We start from the raw sequence: 23461 nt of genomic DNA, 5'->3' as shown, positions 1-23461 counted from the left end.
TTCTCCTTAAACTCTCTCTGCGATCAGGTCGCCCATCTTTGCTGTGCCAACCTGTTCGATCCCTTCTGTGCTCTCTCCTGCCTGCGGCATGATATCAATGGTACGATATCCTTCTTTTAATACCTGTTTCACGGCATTCTCAATCGCATCAGCCTCTTTATCCAGATCAAACGTATAGCGAAGCATCATGGCTGCACTTAAAATGGTTGCAATCGGGTTGGCAATGCCTTTTCCGGCAATATCCGGTGCAGACCCACCACTCGGCTCATATAAACCGAATTTGGTATCATTCAAACTTGCGGATGATAACATACCGATGGAACCGGTCACCATGGAAGCCTCATCGGATAAAATATCTCCAAACATATTCTCCGTCAGAATCACGTCAAACTGTTTTGGATCTTTCACAAGCTGCATTGCACAGTTATCGACAAGCATATGCTCATACGTTACTTCCGGATAATCTTTTGCAACTTCTTCTACGATTTTTCTCCAGAGCCGGGAAGAATCCAGAACATTTGCCTTATCCACGGAAGTTACCTTTTTGCGGCGCTTCATTGCAATGTCAAAACCTCGCTTTGCAATTCTGCGGATCTCATTTTCATTGTAGGTAAGTGTATCGGTTGCTGTCGTCACGCCATCTACTTCCTCTGTCTTTCGCGCTCCGAAATACAAACCGCCTGTCAGCTCACGCATAATCATCATATCAAATCCTGTTCCGATGATATCATCACGCAGTGGACATGCAGCCTTTAATTCTTCATATAAATATGCCGGGCGAAGGTTTGCAAACAGATTGAGCGATTTACGCAGCTTTAAAAGTCCTGCCTCCGGACGAAGCTCCGGTGCTAATTGATACCACGGGGATGTGGAAGTATTTCCTCCGATAGATCCCATCAGTACCGCATCACTTGCTTTTGCTGCCGCAATCGCATCATCGGTCAAAGGAACTCCGGTTGCATCAATCGAGCATCCCCCCATCAGGATATCCGTATAATGAAATAAATGACCATATTTTTTTCCAATCTGGTCTAATACTTTTTTTGCCTCTGTAACGATCTCCGGTCCAATACCGTCTCCCGAGATCACACCAATTTGACATTCCATTGCTTTTCCTCTTTTCTACTCTGCTGTTTCAAAGTCTATTACTTATTAATATATAGCAACAGGGCCTTCTTTTCAACTAAAAATCCATTTTACTTTTTCATAAATAATATAATCTGAGATTATAATAGATCTTTTTTATTATTCTGAATTGAGAAAGAAATGCAAAAAGGTGCCGCAAATGCGACACCCTCTCTCATGTTCTTTATGATGCAGATTCTGCTTTTTCTACGTCTGCAATTGCAGCTTTCTGCATTGGAATACGACAGTTTTTGTTGTTTCCGAACTCTACGATAACGGTATCATCTACAATATCAATAATTGTTCCATAGAAACCGGATGTAGTAAGAACGGTGTCTCCCACAGCTACTTCGGAAAGCATCAGATCTTTTTTCTTCTGCTCCTTCTTCTGTGGACGAATCATCAGAAAATACATAAATCCGAAGATTACTACCAGCCAGATAATCATACCAAACATGCCCATTCCGCCGGAAGCGGAAGCGCTGCTATTTGCTAAAATTGCGCTCATCAATGTTTCCTCCTATATTCAAATACTAAAACCCATTCTACACAACTTCCGTTCTTTGGGCAAGCCTTTTTGGCTTTTTTAGACATTTTTTATACTTGACTGTCCCATCCGGTACAGTTTTTCTTCTTTGTAGGAAGCAAAATTTCCGGCATCGAGAGCATCCCGGATCTCTTCCATCATGGTATTGTAAAAATACAGGTTATGAAGAACACACAGGCGCATGCCAAGCATTTCCTTTGCTTTTAACAGATGCCGGATATAGGCTCTGCTGTAGTGCCGGCATGCCGGACACTGGCAGCCCTCCTCAATCGGACGCATGTCTTTTTCGTATTTCTGGTTAAACAGATTCAACTTTCCTTCGTTGGTATATACATGTCCGTGGCGTCCGTTTCTGCTCGGATATACACAGTCAAAGAAATCGATTCCGCGCGCTACCCCCTCGAGAATATTTGCAGGTGTTCCCACGCCCATCAGATACGTCGGCTTGTTTTTCGGAAGATACGGAACGGTCTCCTCTATGATCTGATACATCTGTTCATGGGTTTCTCCCACTGCAAGTCCGCCAATTGCATACCCATCCAGATCCAGTTCCGAAATTCTCTTTGCATGGTCCGTCCGGATATCTGAAAAAATTGCTCCCTGGTTAATTCCAAACAACAGCTGCTCTTTATTAATCGTATCTTCCAGACTGTTCAGACGCTGCATTTCTTTTTTGCACCGCTCCAGCCAGCGGGCCGTACGCGCAACAGAATCTTCGACATATCTGCGCTCTGCCACACTCGATGGACACTCGTCAAATGCCATGGCAATCGTCGATCCGAGGTTTGACTGGATCTGCATGCTCTCTTCCGGTCCCATAAAGATCTTTGCGCCATCTACATGGGAATGGAAATATACGCCCTCCTCCTTAATTTTCCGGAGTCCTGCCAGGGAAAACACCTGAAATCCGCCGGAATCTGTCAGAATCGGACGATCCCAGACCATAAACTTATGCAGTCCGCCCATTTCTTTGATCAGCTTGTCTCCTGGACGCACATGCAGATGATAGGTATTGGACAGTTCCACCTGACATTTGATCTCTTTGAGATCCATTGTTGAAACAGCACCCTTGATTGCGGCCACCGTTCCCACATTCATAAACACCGGCGTCTGGATATCTCCGTGCACCGTATGAAACACCGCACGTTTCGCACTGCCTTCCTGTTTTAACAACTCATATGTAGCCATTTTCTGTTATTCCTCTTTCTTTTTATTTACTTTCGAATTCTGCGGATCAAAATACCGTTGGACAAAAGTGTGGAATCTATGTAATGTCGTTCAAGCAGAATTTCTCCCTGCGGCACTACCTCGACATCTTCCTCACAACAGTTAATCAGCACTTCCACATAACAATCCGGAAAATCCACTTTCTGAAACTGGATCACACGCCTGTACGCTGCATAATCATTCGGAAAATGAAAATTACGGCTTTTTAAGAGCGGTTCCTGCCGGCGCAGATGAATCAGTGTAGATATGATCCTGCTGCGCTCTGCATACTTTCCGGCCTCAATATCCGACCACGGCATACATCTGCGGCAGTCCGGATCATAGCTTCCTTCCATGGCAATTTCTGTTCCGTAGTAAATGCACGGACTTCCCGGCATTGCAAAAAGCACAGCAATCTGTGCAAAATATTCATCCAGATTCTTCACATCCGAGCGAAGCCGCTTGGTATCATGCGAATCGAGCAGATTAAACAGCACATCATTGGTCTGCTGCATATAGCTTGTATAGCAGCGGTTGATTGTATACTCAAAGTCTTCATTCGTCAGGCTCTTATCAATCCAGAAATCCTTGATACTTTGTCCAAGCGGATAATTCATTACCGCATCAAACTCATCTCCGCGCAGCCACGGAAGCGCGTTGTGCCAGATTTCTCCGAGAATATAGATATCCGGGTTGATCTCCTTGACCCGCGCATGCAGTTCTTTGCAGAACCTGTGGGAAACTTCATTTGCCACATCCAGACGGATTCCATCGATTCCGTAATTTTCCACCCAGTTGGCACAAATATCTACAAAATATTTGCGTACTTTCGGATTGTTTGTATTGATCTTTGGCATGGAATCATAAAAGGCAAATGTATAATACTGTTTCTTCTTTGCCGCCTGCCCGTTTTTATCAAACGGCCATTCATTGATCATAAACCAGTCATAATATTCCGACTCTGGTCCCTTTGCAAGCACATCCTGCCACGGTGCGAAATAATATCCGGAATGATTGAACACACCGTCAAGCATTACGCGGATGCCCCGCTTATGTGCTTCCTTCACAAGGTGTTTAAAGGTTTCCTCATCGCCAAAACGCGGATCAATCTTCGTATAATCCGTGGTATCGTATTTGTGATTTGACGGAGCTTCGTTGATCGGTGTCAGATACAGACCGTTGATTCCCAGATTCTGCAGATAATCCAGCTTGTCTGTAATCCCCGCCAGATCTCCTCCGAAACATTCCTCATTGGTCACGCTTCCATGCTCTCTCCACAAAACCACATTCTCAGGATCATTGGAAGGATCTCCGTTGCAGAAACGATCCGGGAAAATCTGATACCATACGGTATCATTGACCCATGCCGGGGTACGCGGTACATCACAGGGATTCATCCACGGGAAAACAAAGCACTGACGGCTTCTGCCCTCCAGATGCATCTGTTCGCTGCTGACAAACCCGTCTTCAAAATAAAACCAGCTTTCCTCCCCTGTCTGAAGTTCAAAATAATACTTCAGACGCTTGTACTCCGGACGCACGGTTGTGGTCCACCAGATCTGATTTTTTAACCGCTTTTTATATATGATCGGCTCCTTTTTTCCATCCCAGTGCTCCCCGCCGCCTAATATTCCCGCGGCAAACGGATCTCCGAGTATAATGGATACCGATTTTACATCGTAGCCCGTTTTTATATTGATAATCAGCTCATCCTCATTCAGCGGATAACAGTAATTGTCACTCGCCTGATGATATACTGCGTTAAATTCCATATGTTCCCTCTCTCTTTTTTATGTTTATTTCCTTTAAATATTACCATATCTCTCTTGACTATTCAATGCGATGTTTTTTATAATATCCCTTAGAATATTAACGTTTTTAAGGAGGCATTTATGGCAGGCTCATCATTTGGCAATTTATTTCGTATCACCACATGGGGGGAATCCCACGGTAAAGGCATCGGTGTTGTTGTGGATGGCTGTCCTGCCGGACTCAGCCTCTGTGAAGAAGATATCCAGAAATTTTTAGACCGGCGTAAACCCGGCCAGTCCAAATTTACCACACAGCGCAGGGAAAGTGACACCGTAGAAATCTTATCCGGTGTCTTTGAGGGAAAAACAACCGGTACCCCGATTTCCATGATGGTCTGGAACAAGGACCAGCACTCTGCCGATTACAGTGAAATTGCCTCCTACTACCGGCCGGGACATGCTGATTTCTGTTTTGACGAAAAATACGGATTTCGTGATTACCGCGGCGGCGGACGCTCCTCGGGGCGCGAAACGATCGGACGCGTTGCCGGCGGTGCAATTGCGATCAAAATTTTAGAGCAGATGGACATCTCCATACTTGCCTACAGTCAGGCAATCGGTCCGGTGTCCATTGATCCTGCCCGGTTTGATCCCGCAGAAATTTCAAAAAACAAGCTGTATATGCCGGATGCAACAGCCGCAGCAAAAGCCAGCGCATATCTCGAAAAATGTTTACAGGAACAAAACTCCAGCGGTGGCATCATCGAATGTCAGATTTTTGGGCTTCCCGTCGGACTCGGTGATCCCGTTTTTGAAAAACTCGATGCGAATCTGGCAAAAGCAATCCTCTCGATCGGTGCCGTAAAGGGCTTTGAAATCGGAGCCGGATTTGGTGTAGCTACCGCTACCGGACTAACCAACAACGATGCATTTTGCATGGAGAATGGACATATCTCCAAGAGAACCAATTATTCCGGTGGCACGCTCGGTGGCATGAGTGATGGCTCGCTGTTATTTTTCCGTGCAGCCGTCAAACCGACACCGTCCATTGCAGCAACACAGCAGACCGTCAACAAAGACGGAAAAGAAATTGAGATCAGTATCAAAGGACGACACGATCCGATTATCGTTCCGCGTGCAGTGGTCGTTGTTGAGGCAATGACAGCTATCACGATTTTAGATGCGCTCCTTTCCAACATGACCGCAAGACTTGACCGGATTATTGATTTTTATCAATCTTAACCGAATATTTTTATATATCATTTCATATTTTACGCAAAAAAATCACAGGAGCGCTTTTCGCGTCCTGTGATTTTCTTTTTTAAGCTGAGTATTATTGATTTCTCAATGTCCTTCCCACAGAAACCGTATAATTAGATACAACCGTTGTCTTATCGGAAAGTGTTGTGGTTGCCTGTACAACAACGGAATTGATATTGACAGACATTCCTGAAGTAACGGAATAACTTGCGCCCGGTACACTCGATCCGGTGACGGTACAGTCTGCAATCACTCCGCCATCCATTCCCTGAATGCTCAGGCAGTTCTTTGCCAGATCCAGTGCCGTCTTACAGTTTACGGTAGATACGGTGCGATCTACACTGATCACTGGATTTGCCTGACTGTCGGTAACTTCCAGATATCCCGTAGTTGTAGCCAGTGATGTGCTCTGTCCATCACTTGGATAGAACTTCAGTTCCAGCAGATAAGTACCTGTCTGTGCCTTTGTCACAACATTTCCATTCAGTGAAACCGCAGAAATCGGAATTTCTGATCCACTGCCAATTGCTGCAGGTTCTGTTGAAGATCCACCCTTTGACAGATCACTTTCATAATATTGTCCGCCCTTACTGATCCTTACAGATGCAATATTCACATACTGATAAAATACGCCTCCGCGATACTCTGCCAGACGCAATGTTGTCACTTTTGATGCAAGCAGATCCGATGCAGATGCTCCGGAAGTAATTGCCAGATCAATGACCGGTTTGCTGATATCAACCTTATAGGAAGATGCTCCATTATAAGGAGGAGTCTGTACAACAACGGTAACATTAACGGATGCCTTATGTCCGTTCATTGTCAGGGTCAGGGTATAATTGTAAACACCTGCTGCCCTTCCGGATGCGTCAAATACCATACGGTCGGTTGCCGGATCATAGGTAGCCATAGATACTTTATTGGTACTGTTTTCTACGATCTGGTATGTCTCGTTTTCAAGTTTCATACTCTGACCATACTGATCCCGTCCATCGATATTGACGTATTCCTTATAGCCTGCCGCATAAGCGTTTGACATGGTAATCTGCGTATTATCTGCAGTCAGTGTTGCAAGGTATGCCGGTTCCGCCACCGTAATCTCGTATACATAAGTGTATTCCTGCTTTGCATAGGTTGCGGTAACGATAATATTTGCGGTACCTGTCTTGATTGCTGTTGCATAAGCAACATTGTTCTTTCCAGGATTTACAAGCAATGTGTCCGGATCGGAAGACTCAAACTTGATGCTGTCATACTTCATCTCGGTATTGTCTGTATCCAATGCCCGGAAATGTACATAATAATTGCTGCCGGATGCTACATTATGATTGTCCTTGTAACTGGATGCACTGTAATTTGGCACTGCTTCCGAAGAGGTAAGTGTAAGGTTTGTGTTGTTTGACACACTGGCTGCCTTACATACAAAGGTTCCGCTTCCGGTCAGTACCAGATTCGGATCGCTTGCACATTTATAAGTCAGTGTAACCGTTCCGGTATCCCCAACTCTGGTCATATAAATCTTATTATCCTTTGTACGGTAACCATTTGTAATCCGTTCCGTATAAGTAATATCTCCCGGATATGCTGTCTTGACATCAATTCCGTTTGCATCAAGAATCTCGTATTCGATTGGTGTCTCTTTTCCGACGGTCACTTCTGTTGTCACAACTCTAAGGCTGACCGGTCTTCCTACGGATGCGGTAAAGTCATATGTTGACTGTCCATCGGTAACCGTATAGGTTGCACCGTCTTTCAGCTGATTATAGGTTGTAAGAAATACCTGTGTTCCGTCATCGGAAAATACAGCCGACTTGATTTCCATCTTTGCACCTGCCTGGGTCCGGATAGAAAAATCTCCTGTTTTCACAAGATTTTTGGCATTTCCGGAATATACAGCCGCTACCTTGTTTGCTGCCATCTGTGCAATTCCGGTCATGGAAGTTGCGACAGTAATAACCTTGCTGTCGGAAACCACTTTATTTCCCGCTTTGGCCTGCACGGTGATGGTATAAGTACCTTCTTTTGCCGGAGTAAATGCACCGGTCTTTGTAATCATGGACGAAACATCATTTCCGTTTCCATCCATAGCGGTCCAGACATTGGTGCTGATGGCATTTGCCGGAGTGATACGGAACCGGAACTGATAGGTCTGTCCCACCTGATATTTCAAGACTCCGTTATCTACAATGGAAATTGTTTTCGGCAGTATTTTAATCTTGGCAGACTTTGTCTTGATCGTGCTCACGCACTTCTTCCCTTTGTAAACTTTTGCAGTTACAATTACGGTTTTATTCTTTGCGGCTGCCTTTCCCCGGGTGCGGATTGTCAGACTGTTTGCAGATGTCTTTCCGCTCACGGATGTCGTTGTTTTCTTCAGCTTTGCATAACTTTTTCCGGTGCCGGAAAGGCTCCATTTTACCCTCTGCCCTTTGGTAAGATTGGTTACGGTATATGTATACACACCCTTACCGGTGCTGTTTTCATAAAGAACCGTATAATTTTTTACAAATTTCGGTTTTGCTGCCGCATCTGCCTGTACTGGAAATACAGAAATAATCATTGCCAGCGCACACAATACAGCAATCAGTTTTTTGCTTTGCAAACGCATAATCTCTCCTCCTTATCTGGTTCACTCGCTACTTAAGAACAACGTCCTTTTGTCTTATATTAGCACACCCTCTGTGCTTTCGCAATTGTTCAGACAGAGGGTGTTTCTTAAGATTTTTTTAATCCAGGGCGATCGCTTCTTCTTCCCGTCTCCGGAGAATATCATATTCATCCGGTTCCATCCCCAGATCCACATAAAAGATCTGCTGCGGATGCGGACAGGATTCCATCGGCTCTCCCTTTTCATCCATCAGTCCCCGCACCGTAACGGTCACATTGCGTCCGTCCGGTTTCATCACTTCGATCTGTTCTCCGACAGAAAATTTATTCTTTTGTTCCACCCGGTACATTCCCTTTTCATTTTTCGGACCGACAATTCCCAGATAGGTATATCCCTTTTCATACGTGTTGTTATCGTAAATCTGTGTCTCCTCCGAAGGTTTTCCGTAGAAAAATCCCGTGGTAAACTGGCGGTATGTGCAGCTTTTGATCTGTTCGAGATACCATGGCATATTTTCCTGATATTTCTCCGGAGATTCCAGATAATCGTCAATCGCCTTACGGTAAGTACGCGCCACCGTTGCCACATAAAGTGCGGTCTTCATACGTCCCTCAATCTTAAAACTGTCAATTCCTGCTTCCAGAAGATCCGGAATATGCTCAATCATACACAGATCTTTGGAATTGAAAATATAGGTTCCGCGCTCATTCTCATATACCGGAAAATACTCACCCGGACGCTTCTCTTCAACCACAGAATATTTCCACCGGCACGGATGTGTACATGCCCCGCGGTTGGCATCCCTTCCTGTAAAATAATTGGACAGCAGACATCTTCCAGAATAGGAAATACACATAGCGCCATGTACAAATGTCTCTATCTCCAGATCATCGGAAATGTGTTCCCGGATCTGCCGGATCTCCCGCAGGGAAAGTTCTCTTGCCGTTACCACACGGGTAGCACCGAGTTTCTCCCAGAACTGAAATGTTCCGTAATTGGTGTTGTTTGCCTGTGTACTGATATGGCGGTCAATATCCGGGCATACTTCTCCGGCGATCGTAAAGATTGCCGGATCTGCAATGATCAGAGCATCCGGCCGGTCCGGCTTCATGTTCTGCAGTTCCGTAAGATATTCCCGCGCACCGTCAAGATCATAATTATGTGCCAGAATATTTGTCGTCACATAAACTTTAACTCCCCGTGCATGTGCAAATACAATTCCCTCTGCCATCTCTTCCATGGTAAAGTTTTTTGCCTTGGCTCTGAGTCCGAATGCCTCTCCCCCGATGTAGACCGCATCGGCTCCATAAATAACTGCAATTTTTAATACTTCCAGACTGCTTGCCGGAACAAGCAACTCATTCTTTCTCATCGTTTTCTACCTCTACTTTTGTACTGACTGTAATTCCATCTCCCACCGGCAGCACCGCTGTTACCAGATCTTTCCGGTGCGTTAACTCATACAAATATTCCCGCATCCGTTTGTAAATCGTCCGGTTTCTGCGGATCACCGCATAATGGGACTCAATAATGTCCCCATCCTGCAGCACATTATCCGAGACAAGTGTCCCTCCGGTTTTCAGCAGACGCAGAATATCCGGCATAAAATGAATATACTGTCCTTTTGCGGCATCCATAAAGATCAGATCAAACGGCTCGGTGAGTGTCGGAAGGATTTCCGCTGCATCCCCTTCAAGCAGTGTAATCTGCTCTTCTTTCCCTGCTCTCTTAAAATTTTCCCGGGCAATCGGGATTCGCTTTTCATAATTTTCAATCGTGACAATCTCACACGGTACCGGATCATATTCTGCCATCAGAATGGAAGAAAACCCTACCGCAGTACCGACTTCCAGAATTCTTTTTGGTTTTGTCATCGCCAGCAAAAGCTTCAAAAAGCTCTGCATCTCCTTCCGAATAATCGGAACATAGGAATCCAGAGCTTCTCGTTCGACAGCATCCAAAATTCTGGTATTTCCCGTATCCAGGGAATTGATATATGTTACCAGTCGTTCATCTACTATCATATTTATTTCTATTGTGCCTCCGTGCTTTCCACATCCTGCGTATCCGGTACCATCTGCTTTTCTGCAAAGAAACGATACCCGTAATCATAACAGGTCCTGCATAAATGAACGGTTCCATATAAAATCAGCAGGATCAGCATAATAACAAACGCAATTTTAATGAAAGTGAACAAAGCTTTATTCATAATACCCCTATACTTCCATGATAATCGGCATGATCATCGGACGTCTCTTGGTCTCTTTCCAGACGAAATCACCCAGAGCATCTTTTACTTCATTTTTGATCTTGCCCCAATCGGTAATGTTGTGATCCATACAATAATCCATGGTCTTATCGAGAACTGTTTTTGCTTCATCCATCAGACTCTCGGAATTACGTACATAGACGAAACCTCTCGATACGATATCCGGTCCTGCAAGTACCTGTCCGGTTCCGTTTTCGAGTGTCATGACGACAATAATAATTCCGTCTTCTGCCAGACGCTGACGATCCCGAAGAACGATATTTCCGACATCTCCGACACCAAGTCCGTCTACCATTACATTGCCAACCGGCACATGTCCGGTCACTTCTGCACCATTCTCATCGATCTCAAGCACATCTCCGGAAGAAAGGATTTTGATATGATCACTGTCATATCCAAGCTCTTCCGCAATCTTCGCCTGTGCAATCAGATGCTTGTATTCTCCATGCACCGGAATCGCGTACAGCGGATTTACCAGAGAATAAATCAGCTTGATATCTTCCTTGCACGCATGTCCGCTGACATGTACATCTTCGAAAATCACATCTGCACCCTTGCGCATCAGTTCATTGATCACACCGGTAACCGATTTCTCATTTCCCGGAATCGGATGGGAACTGAATACAATGGTATCATTTGGCTTAATGGTAACTTTGCGGTGCATGCCGGATGCCATGCGGGACAATGCGGCCATGGACTCTCCCTGGCTTCCCGTTGTAATGATAACCGTCTTTTCATCCGGATAATTTTTCAGCTGATCCACATCAATCAGAATGTTATCCGGCAGGGAAATATATCCCAGTTCCGAAGCGATGGATACAATATTGACCATGCTTCGTCCCTCAATCGCAACTTTTCTTCCAAACTTGTCTGCAGAATTGATGATCTGCTGCACACGATCCACATTGGATGCAAATGTCGCAATAATAATTCTTGTATTTTTATGCTCGGAAAAAATGTTATCCAGCGTTTTTCCTACTGACTTTTCGGAATCTGTAAATCCCGGGCGCTCCGCATTGGTACTGTCACAAAGCAGTGCTAACACTCCTTTTTTACCGATCTCGCCGAAACGCTGCAGATCAATGGCATCTCCAAATACCGGTGTATAATCAACCTTAAAATCTCCTGTATGCAGGACAATTCCTGCCGGGGAATAAATCGCAAGTGCCGCCGCATCCTGAATGCTGTGATTCGTGCGGATAAACTCTACACGGAAACATCCAAGATTGATGTGCTGTCCGTATTTGACAACTTTTCTTTTTACTTTTTTGAGCATATCATGCTCTTCGAGTTTGTGCTCGATCAGGGCATTGGTCAGTCTGGTCGAATAAATCGGCACATTGACATCTTTTAAAACATATGGGATGGCACCAATATGATCCTCATGTCCGTGCGTAATAAAAAATCCTTTGACACGATCAATATTTTCCTTTAAATAAGTGACATCCGGAATCACCAGATCCACTCCGTACATGTCATCTTCCGGGAATGCGAGACCGCAATCCACCACAATAATACTGTCTTCGTATTCAAAGGCAGTAATATTCATACCAATCTGCTCAAGACCTCCCAACGGTATAATCTTAAGCTTACTGTTATTCTGTTTTTCCTGTTTTTTCATAAATCCTCCAAATATAATATTCCGCTCTAATATAAAAGCTGTGTTTCTTCATCCGCAAGTTCAGCAAATATTTTCGCGAGTGCAGCAAACTCTGTATCATCATCTACCATCTCGTAAAATACTTCCTCATCCTGTGTCTTTATTTCTTTTAATATATATGCTTCACTGTCCCCGTTTTCATTGCCATCAGAGACAAGTAAGTATCTGATTCCATTCAGCTGTGTCTGTTCTTCCACAGCAAATTCCACCACCTCATTGGTGTCCGGATCTGTAAACTGAATTTTTTCCATTTATTTTTTCCTTGTATTTTTATTTTTCTTCTGGATGATTTGAAAGATAATCCAGATATCCCTGTAATATAAAAATAGCCGCAATTTCATCTACATATTCCTTGCGGTTTTCTCTTCGAATTCCTGTTTCCATCATCGAACGGTCTGCTGCAACTGTTGTCAGCCGTTCATCCCATAAAATAACAGGGAGACCACAGCGTTTTTCAAGCATTTCCTTGAATTCTTTTGTTTTCTCGCAGCGCTCCCCTTCTGTACTGTTCATATTTTTCGGGTAACCGAGCACAATTTTTTCCACCTCGTACTCGCTTACCAACTGTTCGATCCGCGCCAGTGTCTGCCTGAGTTTCGTTGGAGCTTTCCTTCGGATAATTTCCACTCCCTGCGCTGTAATTAACAGCGCATCACTCACTGCAACACCCACTGTCTTTGAACCGAAATCCAATCCTAAAATCCGCATAATTCTCCCGTACCGGATTATTCCCAGGAATTGTTTTTGATGTATGCACGTAAAACTTCTTCTACAAGTTCGTCCCGCTCTACTTTCATGATCAGACTTCTCGCATTGTTATGACTGGTAATATATGTCGGATCTCCGGACATAATATATCCTACAATCTGATTCACCGGATTGTATCCTTTCTCACTCAATGCACGGAATACGATCTCTAAAACATCTCTTACCTGTAATTCCGGTTCCTTTTGTACTGTAAAATATTGTGTATTATTTAAATTCTCCATATTCGCCGTCCCTGCCCTTGTTCATTCCAACAAGTCCTGTCCCATCTATTGTATACGAAATTGAGGAAAAATACAAGCGCTATAGTTTCATACGATAAATCTCATCGGTCAGAGCCGCTTCCACTCTTCCCCTTTTCATCACATTATCAAGCGGTTCTGCCGTTTTTGCCGCGATCTTTACATACTCTTTGGTATATCCAGTATACCACGTTTCTCCGTCAACTTCCATTGGTTCCTCAAAGAGTACTTCTTCCTCTTTTCCCACATAATATGCGCGGAATTCCCTCGACATACTTTCCGCAAGTGCCAGCAGCTGGGCACTGCGCTTCGTCTTGATTTCCTCCGGCACCTGATGTTCCATCACTGCCGCACGGGTTCCCTGCCGTCGGGAATATTTAAAAATATGCATCTCATAAAAATGAATGCGTTTTAAATATTCCTTTGTCTGTGCAAATTCTTCTTCTGTCTCTCCAGGAAATCCAACAATAACATCCGTTGTGATTGCCGGATGCGTAAAGTTTTTCCGTAAAATATTGCATGCATTTTCGTATTCTTCCGTCGTATATTTCCGGTTCATCCGGGCAAGCGTTGCATCGCATCCGCTCTGCAGTGACAGATGAAAATGCGGACAGATCTTCTCCATCTTTGCCAGTTCTTCTGCAAATGTTTCCGTCACGATTCTCGGTTCCAGCGATCCTAAACGGATACGCCGGATTCCCTCCACCTGATGCACCATCTGGATCAGATGCAGCAGACTTTCCCCGCAGTCAATCCCGTAGGAGCTCAGATGAATTCCGGTCAGTACCACTTCCTGATATCCGGACGCTGCCAGACGCTTTACTTCCTCCAGAACATTCTGAACATTTCTGCTTCTCACCCGTCCTCTGGCATACGGAATAATGCAGTAACTGCAGAACTGGTTACAGCCATCCTGTACTTTTATAAACGCGCGGGTATGCTCTGCTGCATGATCCAGTGTCAGCTCCTCAAATGCCTGTTTTTCGTGGTTAATATCCACCACAGCCTCCACCTTTTCTCCTCTGCCCGCAAAGAAAGCATCCAGCCGCTCTACCAGCTCTTTTTTCTGATTATTTCCGATCAGAATATCAATTGCTTCATCACATTTTGCCTCATCCTCTTTGGTCTGTACATAGCATCCGGCAGCAACAACAGCCGCATCCGGATTCCGCTTTTTTGCCCGGTGCAGCATTTGTCTTGATTTGCGGTCTGCCATATTTGTTACGGAACAGGTATTGATCACATAGACATCTGCTTTCTCCGAAAACGGCACGATTTCGTACCCCGCTTCTTCAAGCATCTGCTGCATAGCTTCTGTCTCATATGCATTCACTTTGCATCCCAGATTGTGTAATGCTGCTTTTTTCATTTTTACTCCTTTATACAATTATCTTCATACATTTCTTGACTTTTCCAATAAAAAATATTACTATCAAAGATATAAACAGCATGAGTTTTTCATGAATATTTTCAAGGAGGTTTTCATTATGAAAACAGTACAGATTTCATTAAATTCTATTGGAAAAGTAAAATCATTTGTTAATACCATCTCTCAGTTTGAGTACGATTTTGATCTGATTTCCGGCAGATATGTCATTGACGCAAAATCCATCATGGGAATTTTCAGCCTGGATCTTTCCAAGCCGATTGATCTCGCCATCCATACCGAGGATAATCTGAATGAGATTCTGGAAGCTTTAGAGCCATACATTATTTCCCAGTAATTACTTACAAAATCCCCTGTCTGTATTGCAGACAGGGGATTTTTTGTTTCACGGAAATAATTTTCCAAAAACAGATTATTCTGCATCTACCAGAATCGTCTCTGTCGTATCGATTGCTGTCTGCATCAGTTCGTCTATTTTTTCTTCCAGCCGGCACTCTGATTTTTTAATATGTTTTAAGCTTGGCTTGGTAACCGGATGCTTTGCCACGAAAATCGTACAACAATCCTCATACGGAAGAATGGACGTCTCGTATGTGTCAATTTTTTCTGCGATTGATACAATATCCTGCTTGTCCATGGCAATGAGCGGACGGTATACCGGCATATGACACACTTCATTGGTCACAGCAAGGGACTGCATGGTCTGGCTTGCCACCTGCCCGATACTCTCTCCTGTAATCATACCCAGACATTTTCCCTCTTCGGCAAAATGCTCTGCAATTTTCATCATATAGCGGCGCATGATGATAGTCAGTTCCTCATGCGGACATTTCTCATAAATATAAAGCTGGATATCGGTAAAGTTCACCACATGAAGCTTGATCTGTCCGGAATATCTTGCAACTTTCTTTGCCAGGTCAATCACTTTCTGTTTTGCACGCTCACTAGTGTATGGCGGTGCATGAAAATAGGTCGCTTCAAGTGTTACCCCTCGTTTAGATACCATATATCCGGCAACCGGTGAATCGATTCCGCCGGATAAAAGAAGCATTGCACGACCTGCTGTGCCAAGCGGCATGCCTCCCGGTCCCGGGATCTCTGTGGAATAAATATTGATCATCGGGCGGATCTCGATATGAATCATCACCTCCGGATGATGTACGTCAACGCTGGTTTCCGGAAATGCTTCAAGAATCTTTTCCCCAACAGCTGCATTGATCTCCATCGAAGTCATCGGATAATTCTTTCTGGCACGGCGCGCATCCACCTTAAATGTAAAATTTTTGTCCGGATATGTGCGATCCACATAGTCACATACTACTTTTGCCAGGGCATCAAATCCTTCATCTTCGACCAATACTACCGGACAGATTCCTACGATTCCAAAAATCCTCTGTAATGTTTCTACAGTTTCATCATAATCGTATTCTCCTTCCGTATCCACATAGATACGTCCGTTTTCCTTGCGTACATGGAAGGTTCCCTCTACACGTTCCAGATGATATCTGATATTCTGTACCAGTGCATCCTCAAACAGATAACGGTTCTTTCCCTTAATGGCAATTTCCGCATATTTAATCAAAAATGATTTATACATATTGCTCTCCTTTTTCTAATGTCTTGTATATTTCTGCAGCATCGGAACCAATGCCGCCATCTCTTTTACTGCATAATCAATCTCTTCTTCCGTTGTCTCCACGCAAAAGCTGAACCGGATGGTTGCATCCAAAAGCTCTGGCTTTAAGCCAATACTTTTTAGCGTATGACTGACAGAAGGCTTGTTGGAAGAACATGCACTTCCCGCTGACACATAGATCTCTTTATCCTCTAATGCATGAAGCAATACTTCCGCGCGCACACCTTCCGTGCTGACACTGACAATATGCGGTGCATTGCTGCGATCGGTATGACCGTTGACGTGTACACCCGGAATTTTTGTCACTTCCTCAATAAAATGCTCTCGCAGGGTATACATCCGGTCGATTTTTTCCTCAAAACCAGTATAAATACGTTCCGCTGCTACGCCAAGTCCTGCGATTGCCGGAACATTTTCCGTGCCGGAACGCATTCCCCTCTGCTGTCCGCCTCCGTTTAACAGCGGATGAATTTTCGTCTTGTCTTTGATATATAAAAATCCGCTTCCTTTCGGTCCATGAATCTTATGTCCGCTGACCGAGAGAAGGTCTACATGCATTTTTGCCGGATAAATTCTCATTTTTCCGTAGGACTGAATGGCATCCACATGAAAAAGCGTCTGTGGATTACACTGTTTGATCAGTGCCCCCGCTTCCGCGATCGGCTCCACCGCTCCGATTTCATTATTTACCTGCATGAGGGAAACCAGAATGGTATCCGGCCGGATTGCCGCTTTCAGATCGTCCAGAGAAATCACACCATAAGCATCTACCGGAAGATATGTGACTTCATATCCGTGTTCCTCCAGATATGCCATCGTTGCCGACACGGACGGATGTTCAATGGACGTCGTTATCACATGTTTTCCACTTCGCTTGTTTGCCTCTGCCACACCGATAATTGCAAGATTATTGGACTCAGTACCACCTGACGTAAAACAGATTTCTTTTTCCTGTACCTTTAATGTCTTTGCAATTTTTTTTCTTGCATCGTTCATATAATTTTCGGCGATCACGCCTTTGTTGTGCAGGGAAGATGGATTTCCATAATCCTCCGTCAGTAATTTTACCACCAGCTGTGCCGCTTCCTCACAACATCTTGTCGTTGCCGAATTATCCAAATATGCTTCCATTTTTACCCTTCTTATATATCCAATTCGTATATCAGCATGGAAAGTGTTGCCATTCCTGCTGTTTCTGTGCGCAAAATACGTCTGCCAAGAGAGATCCGATGCATGTCTTTATCCAGCTGCGCAATCTCTTCCGGGGAAAATCCGCCCTCCGGACCGATCATTACTCCGATGGACGCCCCTTCCGGAATCGAGCGAAAGATCTCTCTTGTTGCTTCCATGCCTCTTTCATTCTCATACGGAACCAGGACAACGTCCAGCTCCTTTGCCTCTTCCAATGCCTGTTTCCAGGAAAGTGGCATCTGAATCTGCGGAATCACGGTCCGCTTCGACTGTTTTGCCGCACTCTCTGCAATTGCCTGCCACCGCTTACATTTGCTCTGTGCCTTCTTTTCATCCAGCTTTACCACACAGTTTTTCATGGCAACCGGTATGACGGTATAGACACCAAGTTCCACGGTCTTTTGTATGATCAGTTCCATCTTATCACTTTTAGGAAGGCCCTGAAAAAGATACACCTTATGGGAAAACTCTGTCCCCATTTCATCGGTATCCTCTATCTGTGCCCAGACCTCTTCCTCTGTAATTTCCAGAATACGGCAAAAATACGATCTGCCGCTCTGATCGCTGATGCGGATTTTCTCCCCTGTCTTCATGCGCAGCACATGACCGATATGATTGACATCACCGCCCACAATGCAGATCCGATCCTGCTGCACCTGTTCATCTTCCACAAAAAACTGGTACATACCCTGCTCCTACTGTTTCTGTGCGGTAATATTTACCCACTCACCCTGATGATTGATTTCCACTACAGTAAGTCCTGCTGCTTCTATCGCTTCTTTTACTTCGTTTTCCTTAAAATCAATGATGCCGGAAGTGATAAAATAACCACCCTGTTTTAATCTGGCCGGAATGACCGGTGCCATGGCAATGATAACTGGTGCTAAAATATTTGCCACAACAATCTCATATTCCTCTGTCCCAACCTTTTCCTGAAGTTCTTCATCATCAATCAGATTTCCCACATAAAAGGTTCCCAGAGACAAATCGAGATGGTTTACCTGCATATTATCCCTTGTAGAAGTCATGCAGTCTGCATCCAGATCCGTTCCCACGACTTCTCTTGCGCCGAGTTTTAATGCCACAATCGATAAAATTCCACTGCCACATCCCACATCCAGTACTTTCGGATGTTTTCCTTCCACATATTTCTGTAACTGCCGGATGCAAAGCTGTGTCGTTTCATGTTTTCCTGTTCCGAAAGAAATTCCCGGATCGATCTCAATCAGAAATTTATCTTTGTCTTCTTCCTTTAATTCTTCCCAGGTCGGTTTGATTAATATATCATCAATGGTAAAAGAAGTAAAATATTTTTTCCAGTTATTGATCCAGTCAAGATCTTCTGTTTCGGAAGATGTAATGACACCGCTTCCCACTTCCACCATGTCACGCAGTTTCTCGAGTCCGATCTTTACCTGCTTTAAAATCTCCGTCTGATCACTGCCGTCTTCTTCCACATAAAAGCTCACATGGCTGATGCCCTCATCCGGAGGAAGTTCCGGCAGAAAATCAATAAACATATCCGCCTGGTCTTCTTTGGTAAGCGGAATATTGTCTTCAATCTCTATTCCCTCAATGCCCAGATCCATCAGCATGGAACTCATAAAATCCTCTGCTGCGGTCGTTGTCTCAATTGTATATTTTTTCCACTTCATGTTACCATCCTCTCAATTCTACACTAAGGCATACTATATGTATCATACCTTATTTCCAATAAAATTTCAAGAAAACATTGTACATCAAAAAAACCCATGTTATAATATAGGGGTTAAGTTGATAGTTATACAGTTATAGGAGAAAACAATAAATGGATAAACGCAATCTTGTAGAAGGACTTCAGAAAGCATTCAACACCGATGACCGGCAGCGAAATACTTCTGATACCAGTGATGTAGAATATAAAGAGAACACCAATACTCTCTATATCAAAAAACAGAGAACCTACAATATGGAAGAAAACATTCCGTCCGCCACTGCCATGTCAGAGGAGGAGATTTTTAAGCGTCTTCATGAGGAACGACATTAAACATGTTAAACATGCATAAAACAGCCATACGGTCTGCGAACAGACCGTATGGCTGTTTTAATTTTTGTACACAGCACAAAGCTTATGATACTCACTGTTAATTTCCTGAACGGTATTCTTATCCCCATCCAGATTATCCGGATGATAAATTTTGATCAGGTCTTTATAACGTTTCTTAAGGGACTGTCTGCTCTCTACTCCGGAGAAGAACATTTCTCCTCTGATAACAGGCTGCTCTTCTGTCACGGAAAAATCGCTTACCCGCTGATAGAAAGCTTTCTGCTTCTTCACATGTTCTTTCTCTGTTGCAAGTTTTACAAGTTCTTCTTCGAGTATTTTAAATTTCATGTCAAAAAGCTTCTGCTGCTGTTCCAGACGGCGATCCTCATTCTCCACCCGCCGCGCAAATTCTTTTTTCTCCCGCTCTAGCGTGCGGCGCTGCTCCTCCAAAGCTTTACGTTCTTCTTCCAGCGTCATCCCCCACATGCCTCCGTATCCGTACACACATGCTGCCAATAATACTAACAGACTCATCATACAATACTTTGTACCAGATTACTATAGGCGATTTGTACTAATGTTCATCGAAAGATTCTTTGATTTTGTCCATAAAACCCTTCTTTTTTTCTTTTCCGGTCTGTGCTCCGCCCTCTTTATTCAGGGAATTTCCCGTCAATTCATCAAATTTACGCAACGCCTCTTTTGCCTCTTTGTTTAAGCCCGTCGGTGTGTTGACAATCAGTGTTACATAATGGTCTCCACGTACTGCCTTGTTTCGGATCGATGGTACTCCTTTGCCCTTCAGGCGGATTCTCGTTCCGCTCTGGGTACCCGGTGCAACGGTATAGATGATATCTCCGTCCACCGTCCTGATACGGATATCCCCGCCCAATGCTGCAATACCAAAGGAAATCGAAGCATTGGAAAATATATTCATGTCCTGACGTTCAAACGCATTGCTTCTGGAAACAAGAACTTCTACCAGAAGATCTCCTCTCGGACCTCCGTTTCGTCCCGGTTCTCCGTAACCTCTGACACGAACAGACTGTCCATTATCAATTCCGGCCGGAATCTCTACAGTCTTTCGTACTTTCTTTGAGATATATCCCGTTCCCCGGCAATCCGGACATTTTTCACGGATCACCTTACCGGTACCGCCGCAATCCGGACAGGTCTGCACATTCTGCATCATGCCAAACAAAGACTGCTGGGAATATACCACTTTCCCTTTTCCCCCGCACTTGCTGCAGGTTTCCGGTGAAGTTCCCGGTTTTGCCCCAGTTCCGTGACAGGTCTTACATTCTTCTTTATACGGGAACTCAAGTTCCTTAGAACATCCAAACACAGCTTCTTCAAACGTAATACGGACGGTAAGACGTACACTTGCGCCTTGCGCCGGTCCGTTATTGTTACTGTTTCGTCTTCCGCCACCGAAAAAGTCTCCGAAAATATCGCCAAAGATATCTCCCATATCCATGCCGGAAAAATCGAATCCGCCTGCACCGCCGGCGCCTCCATCAAACGCGGCATGACCAAACTGATCATACTGTCTGCGCTTTTCCGGATCGCTCAAAACGGCATATGCCTCCTGCGCTTCCTTAAATTTTTCCTCACACTCTTTATCTCCCGGATGCATATCCGGATGATACTTCTTGGCGGTTGTACGGAAAGCTTTTTTTATTTCTGCTTCCGTTGCGGTCTTTGGAATTCCAAGGACCTCGTAATAATCTCTTTTCTCTGCCATAATATTAATCCCTTATAGTACGCATAGGGTTTCCGGAAAACCGGAAACCCCACGCTTTGTCTATTTATTTTCTAAATTAAACCTCTTTGAAATCTGCATCGATGACATCATCATCTGCACCATTTGCTCCTGCTCCGGTGTTTGCTCCTGCTGCAGAACCCATATCAGGACCTGCTCCCGGATTCGGACCTGCGCCTGTTGCACCCTGTGCTGCCTGTGCCTGCTCATACATCTTTGCAAATACCTTCTGTGCACTCTGTGTCAGTTTCTCCTGTGCTGCCTTTAATTCCGCAACATCTGCATCTGTCATCTGCTCTGCTTCCTTGTGTGCATCCAGGAAAGCCTTTACTGCTGCAACATCAGCTTCTACTGCTGACTTGTCTGCAGGATCAACCTGATCTCCTACCTGCTTTAATGCATCCTCTGTCTGGAATACAAAGCTCTCAGCTTCATTTCTGGCATCGATTGCTTCTTTTCTCTTCTTATCCTGCGCTTCAAACTCAGCAGCTTCCTTAACAGCCTTATCGATTTCTTCATCTGACATGTTAGATCCGGCTGTGATTGTGATATGCTGCTCTTTGCCTGTTCCAAGATCCTTGGCAGATACATTTACAATACCGTTTGCATCGATATCGAATGTAACCTCGATCTGTGGAACACCACGACGTGCTGGCGGGATACCATCCAGACGGAACTGTCCGAGAGATTTGTTATCTCTTGCGAACTGACGCTCACCCTGTACAACGTTGATATCTACAGCGGTCTGGTTATCTGCTGCGGTAGAGAAGATCTGGCTCTTCTTCGTAGGAATGGTAGTATTTCTCTCGATCAGACGGGTTGCAATACCACCCATGGTCTCGATAGAAAGTGACAGTGGTGTTACATCGAGAAGTAAGATCTCGCCGGCACCTGCATCACCTGCTAATTTACCACCCTGAATAGAAGCACCGATTGCTACACACTCATCCGGGTTTAAGGACTTGCTTGGCTCTTTGCCTGTCATCTGTCTTACCTTATCCTGTACAGCCGGGATACGTGTAGAACCACCAACCAGAAGAACCTGACCTAAATCTGCATTTGTAAGACCTGCATCCTTCATAGCGTTCTGTACCGGTACTGCAGTTCTCTCTACGAGATCATGTGTTAATTCATCAAATTTTGCTCTGGTGAGGTTCATATCAAAGTGCTTTGGTCCCTCAGCAGTAGCTGTGATGAATGGTAAGTTAATATTTGTAGTAGTTGCGGAAGAAAGTTCCTTCTTTGCTTTCTCGGCAGCTTCTTTTAATCTCTGTAAAGCCATCTTGTCGGTAGAAAGATCAACACCCTCTGCCTTCTTAAACTCATCGATCATCCACTGTGTGATCTTGTTATCAAAATCATCACCACCAAGATGTGTATCACCGTTGGTAGATAATACTTCGATGACACCGTCACCGATCTCAATGATAGATACATCAAATGTACCACCACCAAGGTCATATACCATGATCTTCTGTTCTTTTTCGTTATCAAGGCCATATGCAAGTGCTGCTGCAGTAGGCTCGTTGATGATACGCTTTACATCCAGACCTGCAATCTTTCCGGCATCCTTGGTTGCCTGACGCTGTGCATCGTTGAAATATGCAGGAACTGTAATAACAGCTTCTGTAACCTTTTCTCCAAGGTATCCTTCTGCATCAGCCTTTAATTTCTGAAGTACCATAGCGGAAATCTGCTGTGGACTGTACTGTTTGTCATCAATGGCTACTTTATAATCCGTACCCATATGTCTCTTAATGGAAGAAATCGTCTTCTCAGCGTTTGTAACAGCCTGACGCTTTGCCGGCTCACCGATGAGACGCTCTCCTGTCTTTGTAAATGCTACAACGGATGGTGTTGTTCTTGCACCTTCCTGGTTTGCAATAACGGTAGGTTTTCCACCTTCCATAACAGCTACACAGCTGTTGGTTGTTCCTAAGTCAATACCAATGATCTTGCCCATTTTCTTTTCCTCCTGCTAAAATTATGATCAAATAAAATTGTTTTGCTAATTTATGATTTACTA

23 protein-coding genes are annotated in these 23461 nt (G+C 44.4%); 3 read left to right on the top strand and 20 right to left on the bottom strand.

Annotated features, from left to right (window positions below; genetic code table 11):
• Window positions 1-6: 6 nt before the first annotated feature.
• The 4 genes from leuB to M72_RS11000 form a co-directional block, all read right to left on the bottom strand.
• Window positions 7-1107: a 3-isopropylmalate dehydrogenase gene (gene leuB / locus M72_RS11015; protein ID WP_055068249.1), complete on the bottom strand. Its 1101-nt coding sequence runs from the start codon at window positions 1105-1107 to the stop codon at window positions 7-9.
• Window positions 1108-1309: 202 nt separating this feature from the next.
• Window positions 1310-1633 carry a preprotein translocase subunit YajC gene (yajC, locus tag M72_RS11010; protein ID WP_022045847.1) on the bottom strand — a complete coding sequence of 108 codons (324 nt, stop codon included), beginning with the start codon at window positions 1631-1633 and terminating at the stop codon, window positions 1310-1312.
• 78 nt (window positions 1634-1711) lie between these two features.
• Window positions 1712-2860 (bottom strand): tRNA guanosine(34) transglycosylase Tgt, encoded by a 1149-nt coding sequence (gene tgt, locus M72_RS11005; RefSeq protein WP_022045846.1) that lies wholly within the window; start codon window positions 2858-2860, stop codon window positions 1712-1714.
• Window positions 2861-2886: 26 nt separating this feature from the next.
• Entirely contained in the window at window positions 2887-4650 is a 1764-nt protein-coding gene (locus M72_RS11000) for a glycoside hydrolase family 13 protein (RefSeq protein ID WP_055068248.1), read from the bottom strand.
• 120 nt (window positions 4651-4770) lie between these two features.
• Between M72_RS11000 and aroC the strand changes: the two genes are divergently transcribed.
• Window positions 4771-5871: a chorismate synthase gene (gene aroC, locus M72_RS10995; RefSeq protein WP_055068247.1), complete on the top strand. Its 1101-nt coding sequence runs from the start codon at window positions 4771-4773 to the stop codon at window positions 5869-5871.
• A 91-nt stretch (window positions 5872-5962) separates the two neighbouring features.
• On the opposite strand, the gene M72_RS10990 is transcribed toward aroC, so the two are convergent.
• The 9 genes from M72_RS10990 to mtaB all read right to left on the bottom strand — a co-directional run bounded on the left by M72_RS10990 (window position 5963) and on the right by mtaB (window position 14802).
• Window positions 5963-8497, bottom strand: coding sequence for a hypothetical protein (locus M72_RS10990; protein WP_055068246.1), 2535 nt, complete (start codon window positions 8495-8497; stop codon window positions 5963-5965).
• 118 nt (window positions 8498-8615) lie between these two features.
• Window positions 8616-9869 (bottom strand): peptidase U32 family protein, encoded by a 1254-nt coding sequence (locus M72_RS10985; protein WP_055068245.1) that lies wholly within the window; start codon window positions 9867-9869, stop codon window positions 8616-8618.
• The gene (locus tag M72_RS10980; RefSeq protein WP_022046438.1) at window positions 9856-10521 is read right to left on the bottom strand and encodes an O-methyltransferase; all 666 of its coding nucleotides are present in this window, start codon (window positions 10519-10521) and stop codon (window positions 9856-9858) included. Before M72_RS10980 ends, M72_RS10985 begins: the two co-directional genes overlap by 14 nt.
• 8 nt (window positions 10522-10529) lie before the next feature.
• The gene (locus M72_RS17190; RefSeq protein WP_022046439.1) at window positions 10530-10706 is read right to left on the bottom strand and encodes a hypothetical protein; all 177 of its coding nucleotides are present in this window, start codon (window positions 10704-10706) and stop codon (window positions 10530-10532) included.
• Between the two features lie 7 nt (window positions 10707-10713).
• Window positions 10714-12387 (bottom strand): ribonuclease J, encoded by a 1674-nt coding sequence (locus tag M72_RS10975; RefSeq protein ID WP_022046440.1) that lies wholly within the window; start codon window positions 12385-12387, stop codon window positions 10714-10716.
• 26 nt (window positions 12388-12413) lie between these two features.
• Window positions 12414-12677, bottom strand: a complete 264-nt coding sequence (locus M72_RS10970) for a DUF1292 domain-containing protein (protein WP_022046441.1) — start codon at window positions 12675-12677, stop codon at window positions 12414-12416.
• A gap of 19 nt (window positions 12678-12696) precedes the next feature.
• Complete coding sequence (gene ruvX / locus M72_RS10965) at window positions 12697-13134, bottom strand: Holliday junction resolvase RuvX (protein ID WP_022046442.1); 438 nt, start codon at window positions 13132-13134, stop codon at window positions 12697-12699.
• 17 nt (window positions 13135-13151) lie between these two features.
• Window positions 13152-13415: an IreB family regulatory phosphoprotein gene (locus M72_RS10960; RefSeq protein WP_022046443.1), complete on the bottom strand. Its 264-nt coding sequence runs from the start codon at window positions 13413-13415 to the stop codon at window positions 13152-13154.
• A 79-nt stretch (window positions 13416-13494) separates the two neighbouring features.
• On the bottom strand, window positions 13495-14802 hold the full coding sequence (mtaB, locus tag M72_RS10955; RefSeq protein WP_055068244.1) for a tRNA (N(6)-L-threonylcarbamoyladenosine(37)-C(2))-methylthiotransferase MtaB: 1308 nt from the start codon (window positions 14800-14802) through the stop codon (window positions 13495-13497).
• 118 nt (window positions 14803-14920) lie between these two features.
• Between mtaB and M72_RS10950 the strand changes: the two genes are divergently transcribed.
• Entirely contained in the window at window positions 14921-15157 is a 237-nt protein-coding gene (locus tag M72_RS10950) for an HPr family phosphocarrier protein (RefSeq protein WP_055068243.1), read from the top strand.
• A 75-nt stretch (window positions 15158-15232) separates the two neighbouring features.
• Here M72_RS10950 and thiI read toward each other — a convergent pair whose 3' ends face one another.
• The 4 genes from thiI to prmA are packed head-to-tail and all read right to left on the bottom strand — an operon-like array spanning window position 15233 to window position 19302.
• Window positions 15233-16417, bottom strand: coding sequence for a tRNA uracil 4-sulfurtransferase ThiI (gene thiI, locus M72_RS10945; protein ID WP_055068242.1), 1185 nt, complete (start codon window positions 16415-16417; stop codon window positions 15233-15235).
• A 15-nt stretch (window positions 16418-16432) separates the two neighbouring features.
• Window positions 16433-17587: a cysteine desulfurase family protein gene (locus tag M72_RS10940; RefSeq protein ID WP_055068241.1), complete on the bottom strand. Its 1155-nt coding sequence runs from the start codon at window positions 17585-17587 to the stop codon at window positions 16433-16435.
• A gap of 11 nt (window positions 17588-17598) precedes the next feature.
• The gene (locus M72_RS10935; protein WP_055068240.1) at window positions 17599-18333 is read right to left on the bottom strand and encodes a 16S rRNA (uracil(1498)-N(3))-methyltransferase; all 735 of its coding nucleotides are present in this window, start codon (window positions 18331-18333) and stop codon (window positions 17599-17601) included.
• 9 nt (window positions 18334-18342) lie between these two features.
• Complete coding sequence (prmA, locus tag M72_RS10930; RefSeq protein ID WP_022046448.1) at window positions 18343-19302, bottom strand: 50S ribosomal protein L11 methyltransferase; 960 nt, start codon at window positions 19300-19302, stop codon at window positions 18343-18345.
• Window positions 19303-19454: 152 nt separating this feature from the next.
• Here prmA and M72_RS10925 point away from each other — a divergent pair, with 152 nt between their 5' ends.
• Window positions 19455-19673 (top strand): hypothetical protein, encoded by a 219-nt coding sequence (locus tag M72_RS10925; RefSeq protein ID WP_022046449.1) that lies wholly within the window; start codon window positions 19455-19457, stop codon window positions 19671-19673.
• 57 nt (window positions 19674-19730) lie between these two features.
• Here the strand turns inward: M72_RS10925 and M72_RS10920 are convergent, their stop codons facing one another.
• From M72_RS10920 to dnaK, 3 genes are all read right to left on the bottom strand, one after another.
• Window positions 19731-20210, bottom strand: a complete 480-nt coding sequence (locus M72_RS10920; protein ID WP_141652731.1) for a molecular chaperone DnaJ — start codon at window positions 20208-20210, stop codon at window positions 19731-19733.
• A gap of 37 nt (window positions 20211-20247) precedes the next feature.
• Window positions 20248-21417 (bottom strand): molecular chaperone DnaJ, encoded by a 1170-nt coding sequence (dnaJ, locus tag M72_RS10915; RefSeq protein ID WP_022046451.1) that lies wholly within the window; start codon window positions 21415-21417, stop codon window positions 20248-20250.
• Window positions 21418-21493: 76 nt separating this feature from the next.
• Window positions 21494-23398, bottom strand: a complete 1905-nt coding sequence (dnaK, locus tag M72_RS10910; protein ID WP_022046452.1) for a molecular chaperone DnaK — start codon at window positions 23396-23398, stop codon at window positions 21494-21496.
• Window positions 23399-23461 lie beyond the last annotated feature (63 nt).

Origin of the sequence: Roseburia faecis (assembly GCF_001406815.1) — a bacterium.
Classification (GTDB): domain Bacteria; phylum Bacillota; class Clostridia; order Lachnospirales; family Lachnospiraceae; genus Roseburia; species Roseburia faecis.
This window is presented reverse-complemented; position numbering and strand designations above follow the sequence as displayed.